Annotated in this window: 15 protein-coding genes; 14 read left to right on the plus strand and 1 reads right to left on the minus strand. The window is 38.9% G+C overall.

The features are described 5' to 3' along the window. Positions 1–369: 369 nt before the first annotated feature. The 8 genes from FCJ93_RS00910 to FCJ93_RS00945 all read left to right on the plus strand — a co-directional run bounded on the left by FCJ93_RS00910 (position 370) and on the right by FCJ93_RS00945 (position 8,899). On the plus strand, positions 370–1,194 hold the full coding sequence (locus FCJ93_RS00910) for a M55 family metallopeptidase (RefSeq protein WP_095310980.1): 825 nt from the start codon (positions 370–372) through the stop codon (positions 1,192–1,194). 11 nt (positions 1,195–1,205) lie between these two features. Then, entirely contained in the window at positions 1,206–2,138 is a 933-nt protein-coding gene (locus FCJ93_RS00915; protein ID WP_095310978.1) for an ABC transporter permease, read from the plus strand. After that, positions 2,135–3,088: an ABC transporter permease gene (locus tag FCJ93_RS00920; protein ID WP_373315037.1), complete on the plus strand. Its 954-nt coding sequence runs from the start codon at positions 2,135–2,137 to the stop codon at positions 3,086–3,088. Before FCJ93_RS00915 ends, FCJ93_RS00920 begins: the two co-directional genes overlap by 4 nt. A 5-nt stretch (positions 3,089–3,093) precedes the next feature. Next, the gene (locus FCJ93_RS00925) at positions 3,094–4,092 is read left to right on the plus strand and encodes an ABC transporter ATP-binding protein (protein ID WP_095310973.1); all 999 of its coding nucleotides are present in this window, start codon (positions 3,094–3,096) and stop codon (positions 4,090–4,092) included. A 67-nt stretch (positions 4,093–4,159) separates the two neighbouring features. Continuing rightward, entirely contained in the window at positions 4,160–5,797 is a 1,638-nt protein-coding gene (locus FCJ93_RS00930) for a peptide ABC transporter substrate-binding protein (RefSeq protein WP_095310971.1), read from the plus strand. A 70-nt stretch (positions 5,798–5,867) separates the two neighbouring features. After that, positions 5,868–6,959: a dipeptide epimerase gene (locus tag FCJ93_RS00935; RefSeq protein ID WP_095310969.1), complete on the plus strand. Its 1,092-nt coding sequence runs from the start codon at positions 5,868–5,870 to the stop codon at positions 6,957–6,959. Between the two features lies 1 nt (position 6,960). After that, positions 6,961–7,869 carry a C40 family peptidase gene (locus FCJ93_RS00940; protein WP_095310967.1) on the plus strand — a complete coding sequence of 303 codons (909 nt, stop codon included), beginning with the start codon at positions 6,961–6,963 and terminating at the stop codon, positions 7,867–7,869. Positions 7,870–7,885: 16 nt separating this feature from the next. Next, positions 7,886–8,899, plus strand: a complete 1,014-nt coding sequence (locus FCJ93_RS00945) for an ABC transporter ATP-binding protein (RefSeq protein WP_095310965.1) — start codon at positions 7,886–7,888, stop codon at positions 8,897–8,899. A gap of 349 nt (positions 8,900–9,248) precedes the next feature. On the opposite strand, the gene FCJ93_RS00950 is transcribed toward FCJ93_RS00945, so the two are convergent. After that, positions 9,249–9,608, minus strand: coding sequence for a Lin0512 family protein (locus FCJ93_RS00950; protein WP_095310963.1), 360 nt, complete (start codon positions 9,606–9,608; stop codon positions 9,249–9,251). Positions 9,609–9,883: 275 nt separating this feature from the next. Here FCJ93_RS00950 and FCJ93_RS00955 point away from each other — a divergent pair, with 275 nt between their 5' ends. The 6 genes from FCJ93_RS00955 to FCJ93_RS00980 all read left to right on the plus strand — a co-directional run bounded on the left by FCJ93_RS00955 (position 9,884) and on the right by FCJ93_RS00980 (position 18,093). Further along, entirely contained in the window at positions 9,884–10,999 is a 1,116-nt protein-coding gene (locus tag FCJ93_RS00955) for a sugar ABC transporter substrate-binding protein (RefSeq protein WP_095310961.1), read from the plus strand. A gap of 94 nt (positions 11,000–11,093) precedes the next feature. After that, on the plus strand, positions 11,094–12,614 hold the full coding sequence (locus FCJ93_RS00960; RefSeq protein WP_095310959.1) for a sugar ABC transporter ATP-binding protein: 1,521 nt from the start codon (positions 11,094–11,096) through the stop codon (positions 12,612–12,614). 14 nt (positions 12,615–12,628) lie between these two features. Further along, complete coding sequence (locus FCJ93_RS00965) at positions 12,629–13,801, plus strand: sugar ABC transporter permease (protein WP_095310957.1); 1,173 nt, start codon at positions 12,629–12,631, stop codon at positions 13,799–13,801. A gap of 347 nt (positions 13,802–14,148) precedes the next feature. Then, on the plus strand, positions 14,149–15,129 hold the full coding sequence (locus FCJ93_RS00970; protein WP_137742751.1) for a sugar ABC transporter substrate-binding protein: 981 nt from the start codon (positions 14,149–14,151) through the stop codon (positions 15,127–15,129). Further along, positions 15,122–16,549 (plus strand): sensor histidine kinase, encoded by a 1,428-nt coding sequence (locus FCJ93_RS00975; protein ID WP_095311126.1) that lies wholly within the window; start codon positions 15,122–15,124, stop codon positions 16,547–16,549. Before FCJ93_RS00970 ends, FCJ93_RS00975 begins: the two co-directional genes overlap by 8 nt. A gap of 8 nt (positions 16,550–16,557) precedes the next feature. After that, positions 16,558–18,093: a response regulator gene (locus tag FCJ93_RS00980; RefSeq protein WP_095310953.1), complete on the plus strand. Its 1,536-nt coding sequence runs from the start codon at positions 16,558–16,560 to the stop codon at positions 18,091–18,093. The last annotated feature ends 15 nt before the right edge of the window (positions 18,094–18,108 follow it).

The raw sequence follows: 18,108 nt of genomic DNA on the forward strand, positions 1-18,108 counted from the left end.
TGGCAAACTCGATCAATTCAAGCTTGCCAGCGGTCATTTTTATTAAAATCAAGTTTTGTTAAATGTCGGTATTGATTTTTATCAAAAAATTCTGTTTAACAAAGCCTAAATAAAAATGATGAAGAGAAATACCAGTTATAACAAAATTGTTAGTACGGGAATCGCGAAGCAAATATCGATTTCCCATTCATCCATTGGTTGAAAACTATAAAGTTGTCGAGAAGTTAGGACCTATAGCTTATAGTATAGGTCTTTATATTCAAATTTTTTAGAAAAATTAGTTATTTTATTTTTATTTCATTGAATAAGATAATTCTATAATTTATAATAATTAAAAATATTAAAATAATTTTAAAAAGGGGTTCGTGTATGAAACTTTATATGTCCGTTGATATGGAAGGAATAACGGGATTAGTAGATTATACTCATGTTGACTCCTCTGCCCATAATTATGAGCGTTCGCGCCAAATCATGACAGATGAAGCCAATTATGTAATTACTACGGCTTTCGAGCAAGGCTGTAAAGAAGTAATCGTTAATGATAGCCATTCCAAAATGAATAATTTACTAGTAGAAAAACTTCATCCAGAAACACAGTTAATCAATGGTGGTGTTAAACCTTTTTCAATGGTTGAAGGTTTAGATAACAGTTTTTCTGGGGCAATCTTTGTCGGTTATCACGCCCGAGCTTCCATGAAAGGCGTTATGAGTCATTCGATGATTTTTGGCGTTCGACATTTTTACATAAATGATATTCCTGTTGGTGAACTGGGCTTTAATGCCTATGTCGCCGGTTACTACGGTGTTCCTGTTTTAATGGTCGCAGGTGATGATCAGGCTGCGAAAGAAGCTGAAGAATTAATTCCTAACGTAACGACAGCCGTAGTGAAAGAAACGATTACACGCTCTGCAGTAAAAACTCTTACCCCAACAAAGGCTGGCCAACTTTTAAAAGAAAAGACAGAAATCGCTTTGAAAAATAGAGCGTTGGTTAAACCACTCATCCCTCCAGAAGCTCCTTTATTACGAATTGAATTCGCCAATTACGGGCAGGCTGAATGGGCCCATTTAATGCCAGGAACAGAAATTGAAGCAAATTCAACCATTGTGCGTTATCAAGCAAAAAATATATTAGAAGCCTATCAAGCAATGCTTGTTATGACTGAGTTAGCGATGCATACCGATTTCTGTTAGGGAGTGAGACAATGACGAAATATTTAGTAAAACGCTTCATCGCTATGCTGATTACTTTGTGGCTTATTATTACATTAACCTTTTTTCTGATGCACGCTCTTCCTGGTTCTCCCTTTAATGAGGAAAGGAGCACAAGCGAGGCAGTTCAGAAGAATTTGGAAGCCCATTTTAATTTAGACAAGCCTGTTCCAGTCCAATACATAGAATATTTAAAATCTGTTATTCAGTTTGATTTTGGTCCGTCAATAAAAAAATCCTCGCAGACGGTTAATGAATTGTTGGGCAGAGGTTTTCCCGTCTCATTTGAGCTTGGATTCGTAACTTTAACGGTAGCGATTCTTTCAGGAATAACGTTGGGAGTCCTTGCTGCCCTTCGCCATAATGGGCTTATTGATTATATGGCGATGACGATTGCCGTTTTAGGGATCTCAATTCCAAACTTTGTTTTTGCAACCTTACTTATTCAACAGGTTGCCGTCAATTGGGAACTATTGCCTGTTGCGACGTGGAAAAGCTGGAGGCATATGGTGCTGCCGACCTTAGCTCTCGCCACTGGTCCAATGGCCATTATTGCCCGCTTAACCCGCTCAAGTATGTTGGAAGTATTGACTCAGGATTATATTTTAACGGCAAAAGCGAAAGGGTTGACTCCTGCAAAAATTGTCTTAAAGCATGCTTTGAAAAACGCCCTGCTCCCAGTTGTCACTGTGCTCGGCTCACTGGCTGCAGGAATATTAACAGGGACCTTCGTAATTGAAAAGATTTTTGCGATCCCAGGAATGGGCAAGTATTTTGTTGACAGCATTAATAACCGCGATTATCCGGTTATTATGGGAACAACGATCTTTTACAGCACATTATTAATTTTTCTCTTATTTTTAGTGGATGTTGCCTACGGTCTTCTCGACCCTAGAATTAAGCTGCACAAGAAGGAGGCGAAATGATGGAAGCACCGAAGCAGCAAGAGAGTCAACGAGCCGGCGTTATGGATGAGTGGTTCGTACCTAAAAAAAGAACATTAGGAGAAGCGGAGACTGTCATTCGGCCAAGTGTGTCATATTGGAAGGATGCGTGGCGTCGTTTGCTCAAGAACAAACTGGCGATGGTTGGTTTGGTTTGTCTAATTTTACTAGTATTTATGGCTATTTTTGGACCGATCATCTCGCCTCATTCCGCAACCCATCAAGTGCTTCAACAACAAAATTTGCCTCCTTCGTCTGAGCACTGGTTTGGCACCGATGAGTTAGGACGTGACGTTTTTTCGAGAACATGGGAAGGGGCGCGAATTTCACTCTTTGTTGGTGTTGTTGCAGCGCTCATCGACTTTATCATTGGCGTTACATATGGAGGAATTGCAGGCTATAAAGGTGGAAAGATCGACCATTACATGATGCGTTTTGTAGAAATTCTTTACGGTCTTCCCTATTTATTAGTAGTTATTTTAGTAAGTGTTGTTCTGGAGCCCGGGTTGTTTTCGATCATTTTTGCCATTTCCATTACAGGCTGGGTAGGAATGGCCAGGATGGTAAGAGGACAAGTTCTGCAAATCAAAAACTATGAATTTGTCCTTGCATCGCAAACCTTTGGTACGAAAACGTCTAGAATCATTCGCAGAAACCTTCTTCCGAATACGATGGGTCCGATTATCGTTCAAATGACATTGACGGTACCTTCAGCTATTTTCGCTGAAGCTTTCCTTAGCTTCCTTGGAATTGGTATCCAGCCTCCGTTAGCGAGCTGGGGCTCAATGGCAAGTGATGCATTGCCTGTCATTCTTTCAGGAGATTGGTGGCGTCTGTTTTTTCCTGCATTTTTCATCTCTTTAACAATGTTTTCTTTTAATGTTTTGGGAGATGGATTACAAGACGCATTAGATCCGAAGTTAAGGAGGTAATCATCATGGGGAAAATTCTTGAAGTAAAGGGACTGCATGTTTCCTTTACAACATTTGGTGGAGAGGTTCAAGCAGTTCGCGGTGTTAGCTTTGATTTATATAAAGGGGAAACGCTTGCGATTGTTGGCGAATCCGGTTGTGGGAAAAGTGTGACTGCCAAAAGTATTATGGGCTTAATTCCAAATCCACCAGGGAAAATAACAGATGGAAAGATTCTTTTTAAAGGAAGTAATTTAGCGGCATTGAAGGATAAGGATTTGCGTAAAATTCGCGGGGCCGATATTTCGATGATCTTTCAAGATCCAATGACTGCTTTGAATCCAACTTTGACGATCGGAACTCAACTGGTTGAGGGAATCATTCAGCATCAGAAAATTTCACGGAGTGAAGCGCAGAAAAAGGCGCTGGAAATGATGCGCTTAGTTGGAATACCCAGTACGGAAAGTCGTCTAAAACAGTATCCTCACCAGTTTAGCGGGGGAATGAGACAAAGAATTGTCATAGCGCTGGCGTTGGTTTGTGAACCTGAAGTGATGATTGCAGATGAACCGACGACAGCGCTCGATGTAACCATTCAAGCTCAAATTCTTGATTTGTTTAGAGATATTCAAAAGAAAACAGGAGTGTCGATTATTCTCATTACTCATGATTTAGGTGTAGTTGCTCAAGTTGCAGATCGAATAGCAGTTATGTATGCCGGAAAAGTGGTAGAGACGGGAACAAGAAGGGATATTTTTTATAAGCCTCAACATCCCTACACGAAAGGATTGTTAAATTCTGTTCCTCGCTTGGATTTAGAAAATGCAGAGCTGATTCCAATTGCTGGTTCACCTCCCGATTTATTTGCTCCACCGCCTGGCTGTCCATTTGTAGCCAGATGTCAATATGCAATGGAAGTGTGTGATAAAGTTTATCCGTTAAAAACGAAATATGGGAAAGAACACCACGTAAATTGCTGGCTTCAGGACGAACGGGCAAAACAGATGCTTGCTTCACAACGGTAGCTTCTTTTGGAGAATTAGTTTTTCTCTAGAAGTTATATATTTTTATAGAAAGTAAGGGGGAAAACAAATGAAAAAACGCTCGTCACAATTTTTAATGGCTATTCTTTTAATCTTCTTACTTGCAGCCTGTACGGCACGAGAAGATGCTGGTACTGAGACCGATGGTGACTCTGATGAAAACAGGCAGGAAGAAACAAGTGAAAAAGTGATTTATTGGAATAATGGAGAGGAGCCAACGACATTTGATCCACCAGTGGGATTTAATGCTGTGTCATGGAGTCCATTGAATAACATTATGGAGGGACTTACCCGCTTAAATGAAGAACATCTTCCACAGCCTGCCATTGCGGAGAATTGGGATGTCTCGGAAGATGGAAAAACCTATACATTTCATATTCGTGATGATGCAAAATGGTCGAATGGGGATGATGTCACGGCAGGTGATTTTGAATTTGCTTGGAAGCGGGCATTAGACCCGGAGCTAGCAGCTTCATCGGCTTTTTTGGCTTATTTAATCGAAGGGGCAGAAAGCTACAATAGCGGAGAAGGATCAGCGGAGGACGTTGCTGTTAAGGCATTAGACGAAAAAACTTTAGAGGTAACGTTAACAAGTCCGCAAGCATATTTTTTAAACATTATTTCACTCCCAACATTCTTTCCGATTAACGAAAAAGTTGCAGCAGATAATCCACAATGGTTTGCTGAAGCAGCGACATTTGTTGGGAATGGACCATTTAAACTAACTGAATGGCAGCATGATAGTCATCTTGTTATGGAAAGGAATGAACAATATTGGGATGCTGAAACGGTCAAAGTCGATAAAATTCATTGGGCAATGGTTGATGATTCAAATACTGAATATCAAATGTATCAATCAGGGGAGTTAGATTCATCTGATGTACCCGCAGAACTGAGTGAAAAGCTCTTTGAAGAAGGTGAAGTCGACATTGTTGATCAGGCAGGACTGTACTTTTTTAGGTTTAATGTTTCTCAGGAACCTTTCCAAAATAAAAATATTCGTAAAGCTTTTGCACTGGCAGTCGATCAACAGCAAATTGTTGATTTTGTAACGAAAAATCGTGAACAACCAGCATATGGCTTTGTTTCACCAGGATTCACAGATGCCAACGGTCAGGATTTTCGCGAGACAAACGGGGACCTTCTTAAAACAAATATTGAAGAAGCAAAGGCATTGCTTGAAAAAGGGATGGAAGAAGAGGGCTATGATACCCTTCCAGAAGTGGTTTTAACATATAGTTCAAGTGAACAGCACAAGAAGATTGCCGAAGCGCTTCAACCGATGTTTAAAGAGACGTTAGGTGTTGATGTGAAGCTTGAAAGTGTAGAGTCAAGCGTATTTTTAGATGAGCAAAAACAATTAAAGTACCAACTTTCAAGAAGCTCATTCTTAAACGATTTTGCCGATCCGATTAATTCTCTGGAAAGTTTTCAAACAGGTCATTCGATGAATCGTACTGGTTGGAGCAATGCTGAATACGATCAATTAATCACAGATGCGAAAAATGAGGCAGAGGAAGAAAAGCGTTTTGAGCTCCTCTATAAGGCAGAACAAATTTTAATGGAAGAAGCGCCTATCTTTCCACTCTATTATTATAACCAACCATATTTACAGAATGATGCGGTAACAGGTGTTATTCGTCATCCTGTTGGGTATATTGAATTCAAATGGGCAGATAAGCAATAAATATGATAAGAAGGGATGTTCTTTCAAGGCATCCCTTTTCTATCACGTCCGAGAAAAAAGGATGGTAGCGATGAAAATTGTTGAGATAAAAACGTTTAAAGTAGCCGTCCCTCTCTACAAACCTTTTAAAACGGCACTAAGAACGGTTACAGTCGCTGAGTCAATCATTGTTGAAATGATTTGCGACAATGGGATCAGTGGATGGGGAGAAGCACCTCCGACTCATGTCATTACCGGTGATAGCCTTGCGAGTATTGAAGCGGCAATTGAACATATCATGAAGCCGTTTTTACAAAATAAAAATCTCCTCAACTATGAAGCTCTCTTTCAAGGGTTACAGGATATTCTCGTCGGGAATTCAAGTGCAAAAGCGGCAATTGATATGGCGATGTATGATTGCTTAGCACAATATTGCAAAATGCCCCTTTATCAATTTCTCGGAGGGTATAGGGATGAAGTTGAAACGGATTTTACCGTAAGCGTGAACGGACCGGAAGAAATGGGAGAAGATGCCGTTCATTACATTCAGCAAGGTTTTAATGTTTTAAAGGTCAAAGTTGGCAAGGATGATGCAGCAACTGATCTCAGAAGAATCATTGAAATAAGAAAACGTATCGGAAAAGACATTAAGATTCGACTCGATGCCAATCAAGGCTGGAAAGCAAAGGATGCAATAAGAACGATTCGCGAAATGGAAGACTTGGATTTAAATATTGAACTGGTAGAGCAGCCAGTAAAGGCCCATGATTTAGAAGGATTAAAAAAAGTAACAGATTCGGTAGATACATTGATTATGGCGGATGAAAGTGTTTTTACGGCTAAACAGGCATTGGAAGTAGTGAAAACAAGAAGTGCTGATTTAATTAATATTAAATTAATGAAAGCGGGGGGAATCTATCAAGCTACTATTATTAACCAATTGGCGGAAGTCAGTGGTGTAGAATGCATGGTTGGAAGTATGATTGAAACCCGTCTCGGTATTACAGCGGCTGCTCATTTTGCAGCAAGTAAAAAGAATATTACGCGCTACGATTTTGATGCTCCGCTTATGCTTGCCAAAGAAATTGTAAAAGGAGGCCTAATTTACAATGGAAGGAGGATTACTTTTCCAAAAGAAGTTGGATTAGGCATTTCACAAATAATGGTGAAGGGAGATGGCTGAGATGAATAACAATTGGGTAGTCAATGTGCCAGTTGCGACAATATGGACATTGCCTAGTTCACCTCGTCCCCTTGATAAAAAGGCGATTACGAACCCAGTAGATATCCAAGACTGGATTGAAGGGCAATCCTATGGGGAATTATTGGAACTTCACCAGGCAAATCTAGTGCAAACACAGGTTTTATTTGGTGAAAAAGTACAAGTGCTAGAGGAGAAAGCTGAGTGGTTAAAGGTATTGGTGCCGAGTCAGCCTACATCGAAAGACGAGCGAGGTTATCCAGGCTGGATACCAAAAGGACAATTGGTTCAGATTGAGGATTGGGAAGTGGAAAACGGTGCAATCGCTGTAGTAAGAAGCAATAAAGCAACGCTTTACGATGTTGAGGAGAGATGTGTCACCCTATTAAGCTACCAAACAAGATTACCTTTACTTCGTCATGAAGGGGAATGGGTGAAGGTACGGACACCAATAGGGTTAGGCTTGTTAAAAAAGGTTGATGTAGCGCTGGTCACTCCCCAGTCTGAACAAACAAAACGCACAGGCAGAGACATCGTTATAGAAGGGGAAAAATTTTTACATTTACCATATCTTTGGGGTGGAATGAGCAGCTTTGGATATGATTGCTCTGGCTTTACCTACAATATGTGTAAAGCTAATGGATACATAATCCCTCGTGATGCAGTGGATCAGTCTCAGGATGGAGTCCCGGTGAAATTATCTGAGCTTGAGCCAGGGGATCTCCTTTTCTTTGCTTATGAAGAAGGAAAAGGAAAAATACATCATGTCGGCATCTATTATGGTGATGGGAAGATGCTGCATTCGCCAAAGACTGGAAAAGTAATTGAAATCATTGAACTGAAGGATACTTTTTATGAAAAAGAACTGTGTGCAGCAAGGCGCTATTGGTGATGCGGAGGAATGAAAAATGAAAAAAGAGATTCTGCTTGAGGTAAAAAACCTGAAAAAGTATTTTCCACTTTCAAAAAGAACAGTTCTAAAAGCGGTTGACGGAGTCTCTTTTCATATTCATAAAGGAGAGACCTTTGGAGTTGTCGGTGAATCAGGCTGTGGCAAATCAACTGCCGGACGGACAATTATTGGTTTATACGAACAAACAGATGGAGAGGTTAAGTTTAGCGGACAAAACGTCCATACGCTCACTAAAATGGAAAAGTTTAAATTGCATCAAAAAATGCAGATGATTTTTCAAGATCCATATGCTTCGTTAAATCCGAGGTCGACTGTACAGGAAATCATTTCAGAGCCGATGGAGGTTCATGGGTTATATGCGAATAAGCTGGAACGACTAGAACGAGTTTATCAATTGCTGGAGGATGTGGGCTTAAATCGCGAACATGCCAATCGTTATCCACATGAGTTTAGTGGTGGACAGAGGCAAAGAATAGGGATTGCTCGCGCTTTGGCTTTGGATCCAGACTTTATCATCGCAGACGAACCAATTTCTGCTTTAGATGTTTCCGTTCAAGCACAAGTTGTCAATCTGTTAAAAAGGCTGCAAAAAGAAAAAGGATTAACATATTTATTTATTGCTCACGACCTGTCAATGGTTAAACAAATTAGCGATCGTATTGGTGTTATGTATTTAGGCCATCTTGTTGAACAGACAATAAGTAAGCAACTTTACAAAAACCCGCTTCATCCGTATACAAAAGCATTGTTATCGGCTATTCCAATTCCTGATCCAGATATAGAGGATACACGTGAGCGTATTATTTTAGAAGGTGATATTCCAAGTCCAATTGAACCGCCAAGCGGTTGTGTATTTAGGACCCGTTGCCCTGAGGCTATGGAGGTTTGCTCTCAAATAAAACCTAATTGGCAGGAAATAGAGCAGGATCATTATGTGGCTTGCCATCTGTATAAGAAAGACGATTCAGACAAGAATGCACCCAAAGTCAATTTTTTAGCAAAATCTTGAGTTGCAACAAGAGATGGTTTTGGACATTTGTCTGTTTGGAGGGATTTGCTTGTACGTTCAGTCCGAATAGAGCGATTATTCTGCGCCAAGACCGTTTTACTGTCAAGTTTCAGTCCGAATAGAGGAACCATTCGGCCATTAAGTCAGACTTATCCATCAAACTCACTCTGAATTTCCAACTTTTTGTCATTTGTATTGAAGGCGGATTTTTCAGCGGCCTAGATAAATTACATTGTTGATTACCGATTTTTCGTTTATTTCGGGTGAAACCTTTTCAACAAAAAAATATCCATTTAAAAAAGCAAGAGAAAATAACGTGTTTTTCTCTTGCTTTTTGGTTTTTCCAAAATTAATAACCAACTTCAACGGAAGCGACAACTATGTACATTAAATCATTTTTATCGCCCTTTTCTTCAAGAACGATTCCACTAGTAGTAAGCATGCCACCATCCATAATTTCCACTGTAACTTGTCCATATGGCAATGTTGCTTTCACATCTTCAATATTGAGCTTATCTTTATCACATGGAACAGCTAGCTTCACGTTCACTTTCATATTATCAAGACTGTTATCTGGCAAAACAGAGCGAATTCCTGGCATCGAGTTAAAATGAATCGCATTTTTTACTGCCCTTACAGCTGCTGTCGTAATATCCTGACCGTGGACATCAATTCCCATGCCAGTTTCTATAAACATTAATCTTTCCATATATCCTCATCCCTTCCTTTGCTTTCAGTATTATATTACCTCTTTTCAAGGGCGGTTGTTAAATAAAAGGTTAAAAAAGTATAGGAAGTAATCAAAATATTACCATTTGTTAACGCTTTCATAATTGGGTTATAGGGATATAATCTAGTTGTAATTAAAAAAGGCTTTGTTAAATCATAGTAGTGATGTTTCGCTCATTCGATACCCTGATTTCGCAAACAATGAGCCAATAGCGAAGCCAAATAAAAATATTGGGAAATGAAAGGAGTTTTATGATGAAAAAGGGGTTTAAAGTCATTTCTTTCTTATTTGTTGCGTTTTTTGTTGTGGCTTTTTTAGCTGCATGTAACAGCAGTAGCACTGGCGGCAGCAGCAAAGGTGTGAGCGTAGGGATCGTTTTGCCGACAAAGGATGAGCCTAGATGGGTCCAAGATGAACAACGTTTCAAGGATGCTTTAGCTGACTCTGAGTATACAACGGAGATTTTGTTCAGCCAAGGTTCTTCTGCTAAAGAAAAAGAAAATGTTGAAACATTATTAAATAAAGGGATTGATGTGTTAATCATTAGTCCGCATGATGGCGAGGCAGCAGGGGCTGCGGTTGAAGCTGCAAAAAAAGATGGTGTAACGGTAATTGCCTATGACCGTTTAATTACGAATACAGATGCAGTTGATTATTATGTAACCTTTGATAGTGTAGCTGTTGGCGCTGCACAAGCGCAGTACTTAGTCGACAATACAAACGGCTCAGGTGTACCTCTCTATTTATACGCCGGTGCAGCCTCAGATAATAATGCATTTTTATTTTTTGAGGGAGCATGGAGTGTCCTTCAGCCGAAAATTGCTGATGGAACATTTAAAATTGCCAACTCAAGTGAAGCGACAGCTTTGCAAGACAAGTCTGAGCTGACTCGTGATGAGATGAGTAAAATTCTCGGACAGGTCACGACTAACTGGGACCCTAATGAAGCGATTAATAAAGCACAAACACATCTTACTGCAGCAGGGGCAGAGATGAAAGGGGATGTTGCAATCCTTGCACCAAATGATGGTACGTCTCGTTCCATTGCTGATACCTTTGCCGCAGACTCTGAGATTTCAAGTTATATCATTACTGGTCAAGATGCTGAGAAGGCTTCGATTCAATATATTATTGACGGAAAACAGTCGATGACAGTCTTTAAAGATGTGCGAACTTTAGTTAAGGATGCAATGGGTATGGCGGTTGAGATTCTTGATGGTAAAACGCCTGAGACAACTGGTACCTATGATAATGGTGAAATTGAAGTAAAAGCGAAACAAACAGATGTAATTGTTGTCGATCAAGCAAATGTAAAAGAGGAATTAATAGATTCCGAGTATTATGAAGCAAGTGAATTTACAGGTTTATAAGCTCGACCATAAATGTTGCTTGAGGAATAGTGATAGATTCGTCTATCACTATTCCCGTTTCCAAGAATTGTAATTGATTGGAGGGGACCTAAGGTTGCAGAACTACATTTTAGAAATGAACCAGATCTCCAAGGAGTTTAGTGGAGTTAAGGCACTTAGTGATGTCAATTTTAAAGTGGAGAAGGGAGAGATTCACTGTTTAATTGGCGAGAATGGTGCGGGCAAATCAACCTTAATGAAAGTGCTTAGCGGCGTCCATCCATACGGGACATATAGTGGTGATATTATATTTGAAGGAAAAATTCAAACATTTAATAAAATCAGTGATAGTGTGAAAGCAGGTATCGCCATTATCTATCAGGAATTAGCCTTGTTTCCAGATCTGACGGTCTATGAGAATATTTTCGCTGGCAATGAAGTGAAGCGTGGTGGAGTTATTGATTGGAATCAGACGATCGTCCAAGCGAAGGAGATGTTAAATAAAGTTAAGTTAGATGTCAATCCAGACACGCTTGTAAAGGATTTAGGGGTTGGCAAAAGGCAGCTAATCGAGATTGCTAAAGCGTTAAGTAAAAATGTTAAGCTTCTTATTTTAGATGAACCGACAGCAGCGTTAAATGAGGATGATAGTGAGAATCTATTGAATTTGTTGCAGGAATTAAAATCACAAGGAATTACCTGCATCATGATTTCCCACAAATTGAAGGAAGTGATCCATATTGCCGATAGAGCAACAGTCCTTCGTGATGGGCAAACCATTTGTACTTTAGATAGCAAAAAAGATGAAATTACAGAGGCGGTGATTATTAAAAATATGGTTGGCCGGGAGATAAACGATATTTATCCCAAAAGGCCGGAGCAAAAAATAGGTAAGAAAATTTTAGAACTGCATAATTGGTCCGCATATGATCCGCAGTTAGGTCGAAATATTGTTAAAAATATCAACATGCATGTTAACGAAGGCGAAATAGTCGGTATTTCAGGATTAATGGGTTCAGGGAGAACAGAGCTTGCCTTAAGCATTTTTGGAAATGCAAAAGGGTATAAGCTTCAAGGCGAGTTTATTTTTTATGGCTCACATCGTGCATTCAAACATCCAAATGAGGCGATTAAGGCGGGGATTGCCTATGTAACCGAAGATCGAAAGGGGGATGGGCTCTTCTTAAGCCAAGATATTAAAAATAATATTTCGGCTTCGAATTTAAAAGCGATTTCACAAAACGGTTTAATCAACGATAATGAAGAAATAAAAATTGCTGATGAATACAGAAAATCACTTTATATAAAAGCTTCCTCTGTTGAACAAAGTGTTGGAAATTTAAGTGGAGGCAATCAACAAAAGGTTTCTCTAGGAAAATGGCTATTTGTAAGTCCAAAGCTTTTAATACTGGATGAACCAACACGTGGGATTGATGTTGGAGCGAAGTTTGAAATTTATTCGGTAATGAACAAATTAATAAGAGAGGGAATGAGTATTATTATGATTTCCTCAGAATTGGGCGAAGTGCTAGGAATGAGTGATCGAATATACGTTATGGCCCAGGCAGAAATAAAAGGGGAGCTGGCAAGTGGGGAAGCTACACAAGAAAAGATTATGCAGCTCGCTACGCAATAGGAGGAATCAGTACGATGAATACGATTAATGAAGCAAAAAATTTGATTAAGGATAATATTCGCGACTATGGAATGTATATTGCCTTGGTTGTGATTATCCTTACTTTTACGATCATGACAAATGGTTTGTTTATGTCTTCTAGAAACATTAGTAATCTTCTTGATTCTGCCGGATATATTGCTGTTTTAGCTGTAGGTATGACACTTGTAATTGTTATTCGCCACATTGATCTATCAGTGGGCTACGCTGCTGGATTTCTTGGGGCAATTGCTGCCATCTTGCTTACGCAAGCAGGTGTTTCCGTTTTTGTTACGATTCCCATTATTCTCGGGCTAGGAATTGTGATTGGTTTATTCAATGGCTTATTAGTTGCTAGTATAGGAATTCCGGCATTTGTCGCAACTTTGGCGGGGATGCTGATTTTTAGAGGAGCCTTACTTCAGGTGACAGAAAAAACAGGAACGATTATTATCCAAGATGATAAATTTAATGCAATTGGCAATGGGTATATCCCATCTCTCTTTCAAATAAACGGTTTGCATTTTCTCTCTTTAATCGTTGGCTTACTTGGGATTATCGTCTATATTTATAGTGAAATATCCAACCGCAAAAATAAAATTAAATATCAATTTGAGGTCGTCTCGAAAAATATATTTATTTTAAAATTGCTCTTTATGTCTGCCATTATTGCCTACATCACTTGGATTTTAGCAGGTTATAATGGTTTTTCATGGACGATCATTATTATGCTATTAGTCGTTATCGTGTATCATTTTCTTTCAACAAAGACCGTACTCGGAAGGCATATCTATGCAGTTGGAAGCAATCCAGAAGCAGCCCATTTAAGCGGAATTAACGTAAAGAAAATCACTTATATTGTCTTTGGTTCCATGGGAATGCTTGCAGCATTGTCAGGAATTCTTTTTACCTCTCGCTTACAGTCAGCTACAACTACTGCTGGAACCTTATTTGAGCTTGACGCAATTGCTGCTGCGTATGTAGGTGGTGTATCATCAGCGGGAGGCGTCGGCAAAGTGACCGGAGCAATCATCGGTGCGATTGTCATGGCCTCTCTTACGAACGGGATGAATCTGCTCGGTGTCGGTATTTCCTATCAATACATGATTAGGGGCGGCGTATTGGCAGGAGCGGTAATATTTGATGTGATGACGAGGAAAAAGAGATAGATGCGCGCTGGGATAACTCTTGGCGAGTAGAAAAGAGTATCCAAAAAAGGATGCTCTTTTTCAATCTGCGAAAGGGTATTGCGTAATAGTTGAGGGGGAAGATGCAAAGCGAAGAGGTCTGTAAAGGGTTTAGCTGAATAACTATAGTAAAAAGGCAAGAAATTCATTTCGCAAATATAAAAGTTTGCCAACACTTTCAGTCGATTCCCAGTTAGTGGTATGATGAGAGTAAAATCAGTCTTTATTGATAAAGAGAGATGCTGAAATCTAGTCGTTTACTTAATGAAACTATTACATTATGAAAGCGTTTTATCGAAAACGCGGGAAAAATGAGGGGAGATCAGCTTTTGCGAAAAATAGGCTTTATTTTACTGTTTGTCCTGTTCTCCTTCCTGCTGTATCTCACATTTGTTTCATCTGAAATTGTTTTTCGCTCAGATAGACAAATGCCGAAATTTATTGAACAAGAGAAATTGCAACATAGGATCGTTCTCATTACACAAGATACAGAGACTCCATTTTGGAATAAGGTTGGGAGCGGAGCGATGGATCAGGCTCAAAAGGAAGGCGCTTCACTCGAAATTTGGGGCAGTTACGGAAATAATCGTGAAGACTTTTTAAAGAAGCTGGAAATTGCCATTCACTCAAAAGTGGATGGGATTATTGTTCAAGGGCTTGATTCTGATGATTTTAAATATTTAACGAAAGTTAAAGCTTCTTTTTATGGAATTCCTGTTATAACGGTTGCAAATGATGTTCCTGTTCAAGAAAGTTTGAGAAGAACTTATGTTGGTTCAGACCAGTATAAAGCAGGAAAGATGATCGCTGAGGAATTATTAAAAGATATGGGATCAAAGGGCAAGGTTCTGATTACGTATAATAGTGATAAAGAGTTTTATCAATTGCAGAGACTGGAAGGAATGAAGGAAGTACTTGAAAGTCATTGGGAGATTCAACTTGTAGAGGCAGAGACATCAAGTTCACGGGAAGAAGTGATTGCCGCAACGCAGGATATACTTAATAAATGGCCAGATGTTGATGCGATTATTGCGATCAATTCTGATATTGCATCCGCACTGGTTCAAGAAATAAGTAAACGTTCTCAAGTGGAGCCTTATTATATTTATTCTTTTGATGATGGACAAGATTCCATTTCGCTTCTTCAAGAAGGAAAAATTGATGGATTAGTGGAGCAAACTCCAGAAATGATGGGAAGAAAAAGCGTTCAGTTAATAAAGGGTTGGCTTACTGGAGAAACGATGCCACTCAATATTGATGGTTATTTTACAGATATTCGGATTGTGAAAGCGATGGACTATGATGATTAGTATCCAAAAAAAGATCTTAATGCTGACAACCTTTGTGCTCTTTATTATGGCAAGTATATGGTTTACTCTTACGTATTACAATTATAAAACACAGCATCATTACAACGAAATATTACAAAGGTACTTAAGCATGAATGAAGTGACAAGAGTCAGTCAAGAAATGGTCACCTACTTAAATAACTATATGCTTAGTCCAACTGCAGAAAATTTACAGAAGCTTGAATTAAGCAAGGAAAAAATTCAAAAAGCAAAATATGACGTATTTCCTTTAAGAAATGAGGAAAATCAATTTGCTTTAACGAATTATATTAATCTAGTGGATAGTTTAGTTGAGACGACTGACAGATTAATTTTATTCAATAATGGGGATGATTCAGAGTCAGTTACCAAAGAGTTTTCCGAAGCCAATCGAATTTCTAATTACATCTCAGAAATGAAATTAACCTTGCTGGACACAGAGCTGAGGACGTACGATCGTTTTTATCGAACGATCATTCAGCAGTCAGAAGAGTTAATCAAACTCGGCATATGGCTCATTTTATTAATTACGATCGCACTGCTTATGATCACATATTGGCTTTCACTAAGCATCACAAAACCGATTCAAAGGTTAACAGACGCAGCCAATGAATTGTCACGGGGCGATTTTGACGTGAAAATTCATGTCGAGGCCAATGATGAAATTGCATTTTTAGCGAAAACATTCGATCGGATGCGCATCAATATAAATAATTTAATTTTAGAGATTAAACAAAAAGCACAGCTTGAACATGAGCTTCAGCAAAATAAATTACTTTTACAGGAAAGCCAGTTTCGTAGCCTCCAAAGTCAAATAAACCCTCATTTTTTATTTAACACACTTAATACATTATCGAAAAAGGCTTATTTGGAAGGCTCCGAGCAAACGAGTGATTTGCTTGTAAGTGTAGCAGGATTGCTTCGTTATAATTTAAAGCGTTTAGATCGTTCAGTTACTTTGTCGGAAGAAGTGGAAGTGTTAAAACAGTATATGGATATTCAAAAGGCAAGGTTCACAGATCGTTTAACGTTTCAGACAGAAATTGATGAGGCCAGCCTGAATGTTCGCATTCCTGCCTTAACATTACAGCCGATTATTGAAAATGCCGTTATTCACGCAGTGGAGCCAAAGGAAGATGGTGGTAGGGTTTCATTGAAAATTGAAGATCAACCTGGCTGGGTGCAAGTTCACATTGCAGATGATGGAGTAGGAATGTCTGCGGCAAAAATCGAGCAGATCTTAAGGGAGCAACAAGTTCAAACTGAAGGACATTCAACCGGGATTGGCTTTAGTAATGTAGTAAAACGCTTGCGACTTTTTTATGGATACGAAGATGTAATCGCAATTGAGAGCAGTGAAAATAAAGGCACGACCGTTACGCTCAAAATAAAAAAGGGGTGATAAAAAACATGATAAAGCTCCTAATTGTTGACGATGAACAAGTTGAAAGAGAAGGAATGCAAGCAATTTTGCAGAGGGCTTATCCAAATATTAAAATTGAACAAGCGAAAAATGGTAAAATGGCTGTGCAAATGGCAGAGGATTTTTGCCCTGATCTAATTTTAATGGATATTAAAATGCCAGGTATGAGTGGATTGGAAGCGGTTGCTTTCATTCAAAAGAAGCATGAAAATATAAAATTTATCATGGTTACAGCTTATGATATGTTTGAATATTTGCGAGAGGCAATCAAGCTCGGGGTTAAGGATTATTTATTAAAGCCTAGCAAGGCGAGCGATATATTGCAAACTGTGGGGAAGGTATTGCAACAGATTGAAGAGGAAAAGAGGTTGGCAGAAGAGCGCAAACAAAAGCAGCAGGAATATCAAAAAGCATTAGCCCTTGTGGAGACTGATGTTGTGACACAACTCTTATTTGATCACGTACATGAAGTTCACTTAGACATGTTGGTGGAAATGTTAGATATTAAATCCACGAATGAAATGTTCGTGATGTGTTTATTACTCCCACAGGATAAAGACAATCTATATCCTCTCATTAAAAAGAAGCTAAGAAAATTAGGCGGGTGTTGGGTAGGAGCTTTATATGGAACACAGCTTCCGATTATCGTCTTTAGAGATCCGGCTAAAACGTTTCGCTCTCAGGCAATTTATCTAGCTCGTGAACTGCTTTCTGTCAGGAAATCGGAGCATGAAGAATGGTTTATCGGAATAGGGAGTGTCGTCAGTTCATTAGAGGAAATAAGACAATCCTACCACGATTCATTAATAGCTACGAGCGAAACAAAATTTTCTCATAAATATCGTTTTTATTCGGATGTGCCGACGGTAGCCGGAAACGAGAAGAGCATAATGGCTTTACGGGAAAAGGAGTTTTTCGATCAAATTCGTCTTGGTGAATGGGATAAAGTTGAGATGAATGTGATGGGTTTTATTCAAACTTATGAAAAAGAAGGAATTCCCATCGTTCATACACAGCAAAGAGTTGTGGAAGTGCTTTGGCTTATCTCAAGAATTATGAGCGAGATTGGAATTCAAACGATTACCCCATTGTATTCATTTAAAATTCAGGATTATCGTCAATTGCGTGCAGAAGTTAATCTTCTTCTCGAAAAAATGAAGCAAACCCATGCTGAGCATTACGATCAATTCGAAGCCGATACGATTCGACAGCTCAAACAGTATATTATGGAGCATTCCCATAAAGATATTTCTTTAGAATCGTTAGGAAAGAAGGTTGGGTTAAGCCCAATCTATATTAGTAAAATGTTCAAAGAAAAATTAGGGATTAATTATATTGATTTTTTAACAGAGTGTCGGATAGAAAAGGCAAAAATATTGATGTGTGATCCGGAGAAAAGTATTAAGGAAATTACTTATGAGGTCGGTTATCACGAGCCTAATTATTTTAGTAAAGTATTTAAAAAGGTCTGTAAAATATCGCCAAAGGATTACAGAAAAAACTTATTTGCCGCCAATAATTAATGTAGGAGGAATGTA

The sequence above is a fragment of the Robertmurraya siralis genome (genome assembly GCF_005502275.1).
GTDB classification, from domain to species: Bacteria; Bacillota; Bacilli; order Bacillales; family Cytobacillaceae; genus Robertmurraya; species Robertmurraya siralis.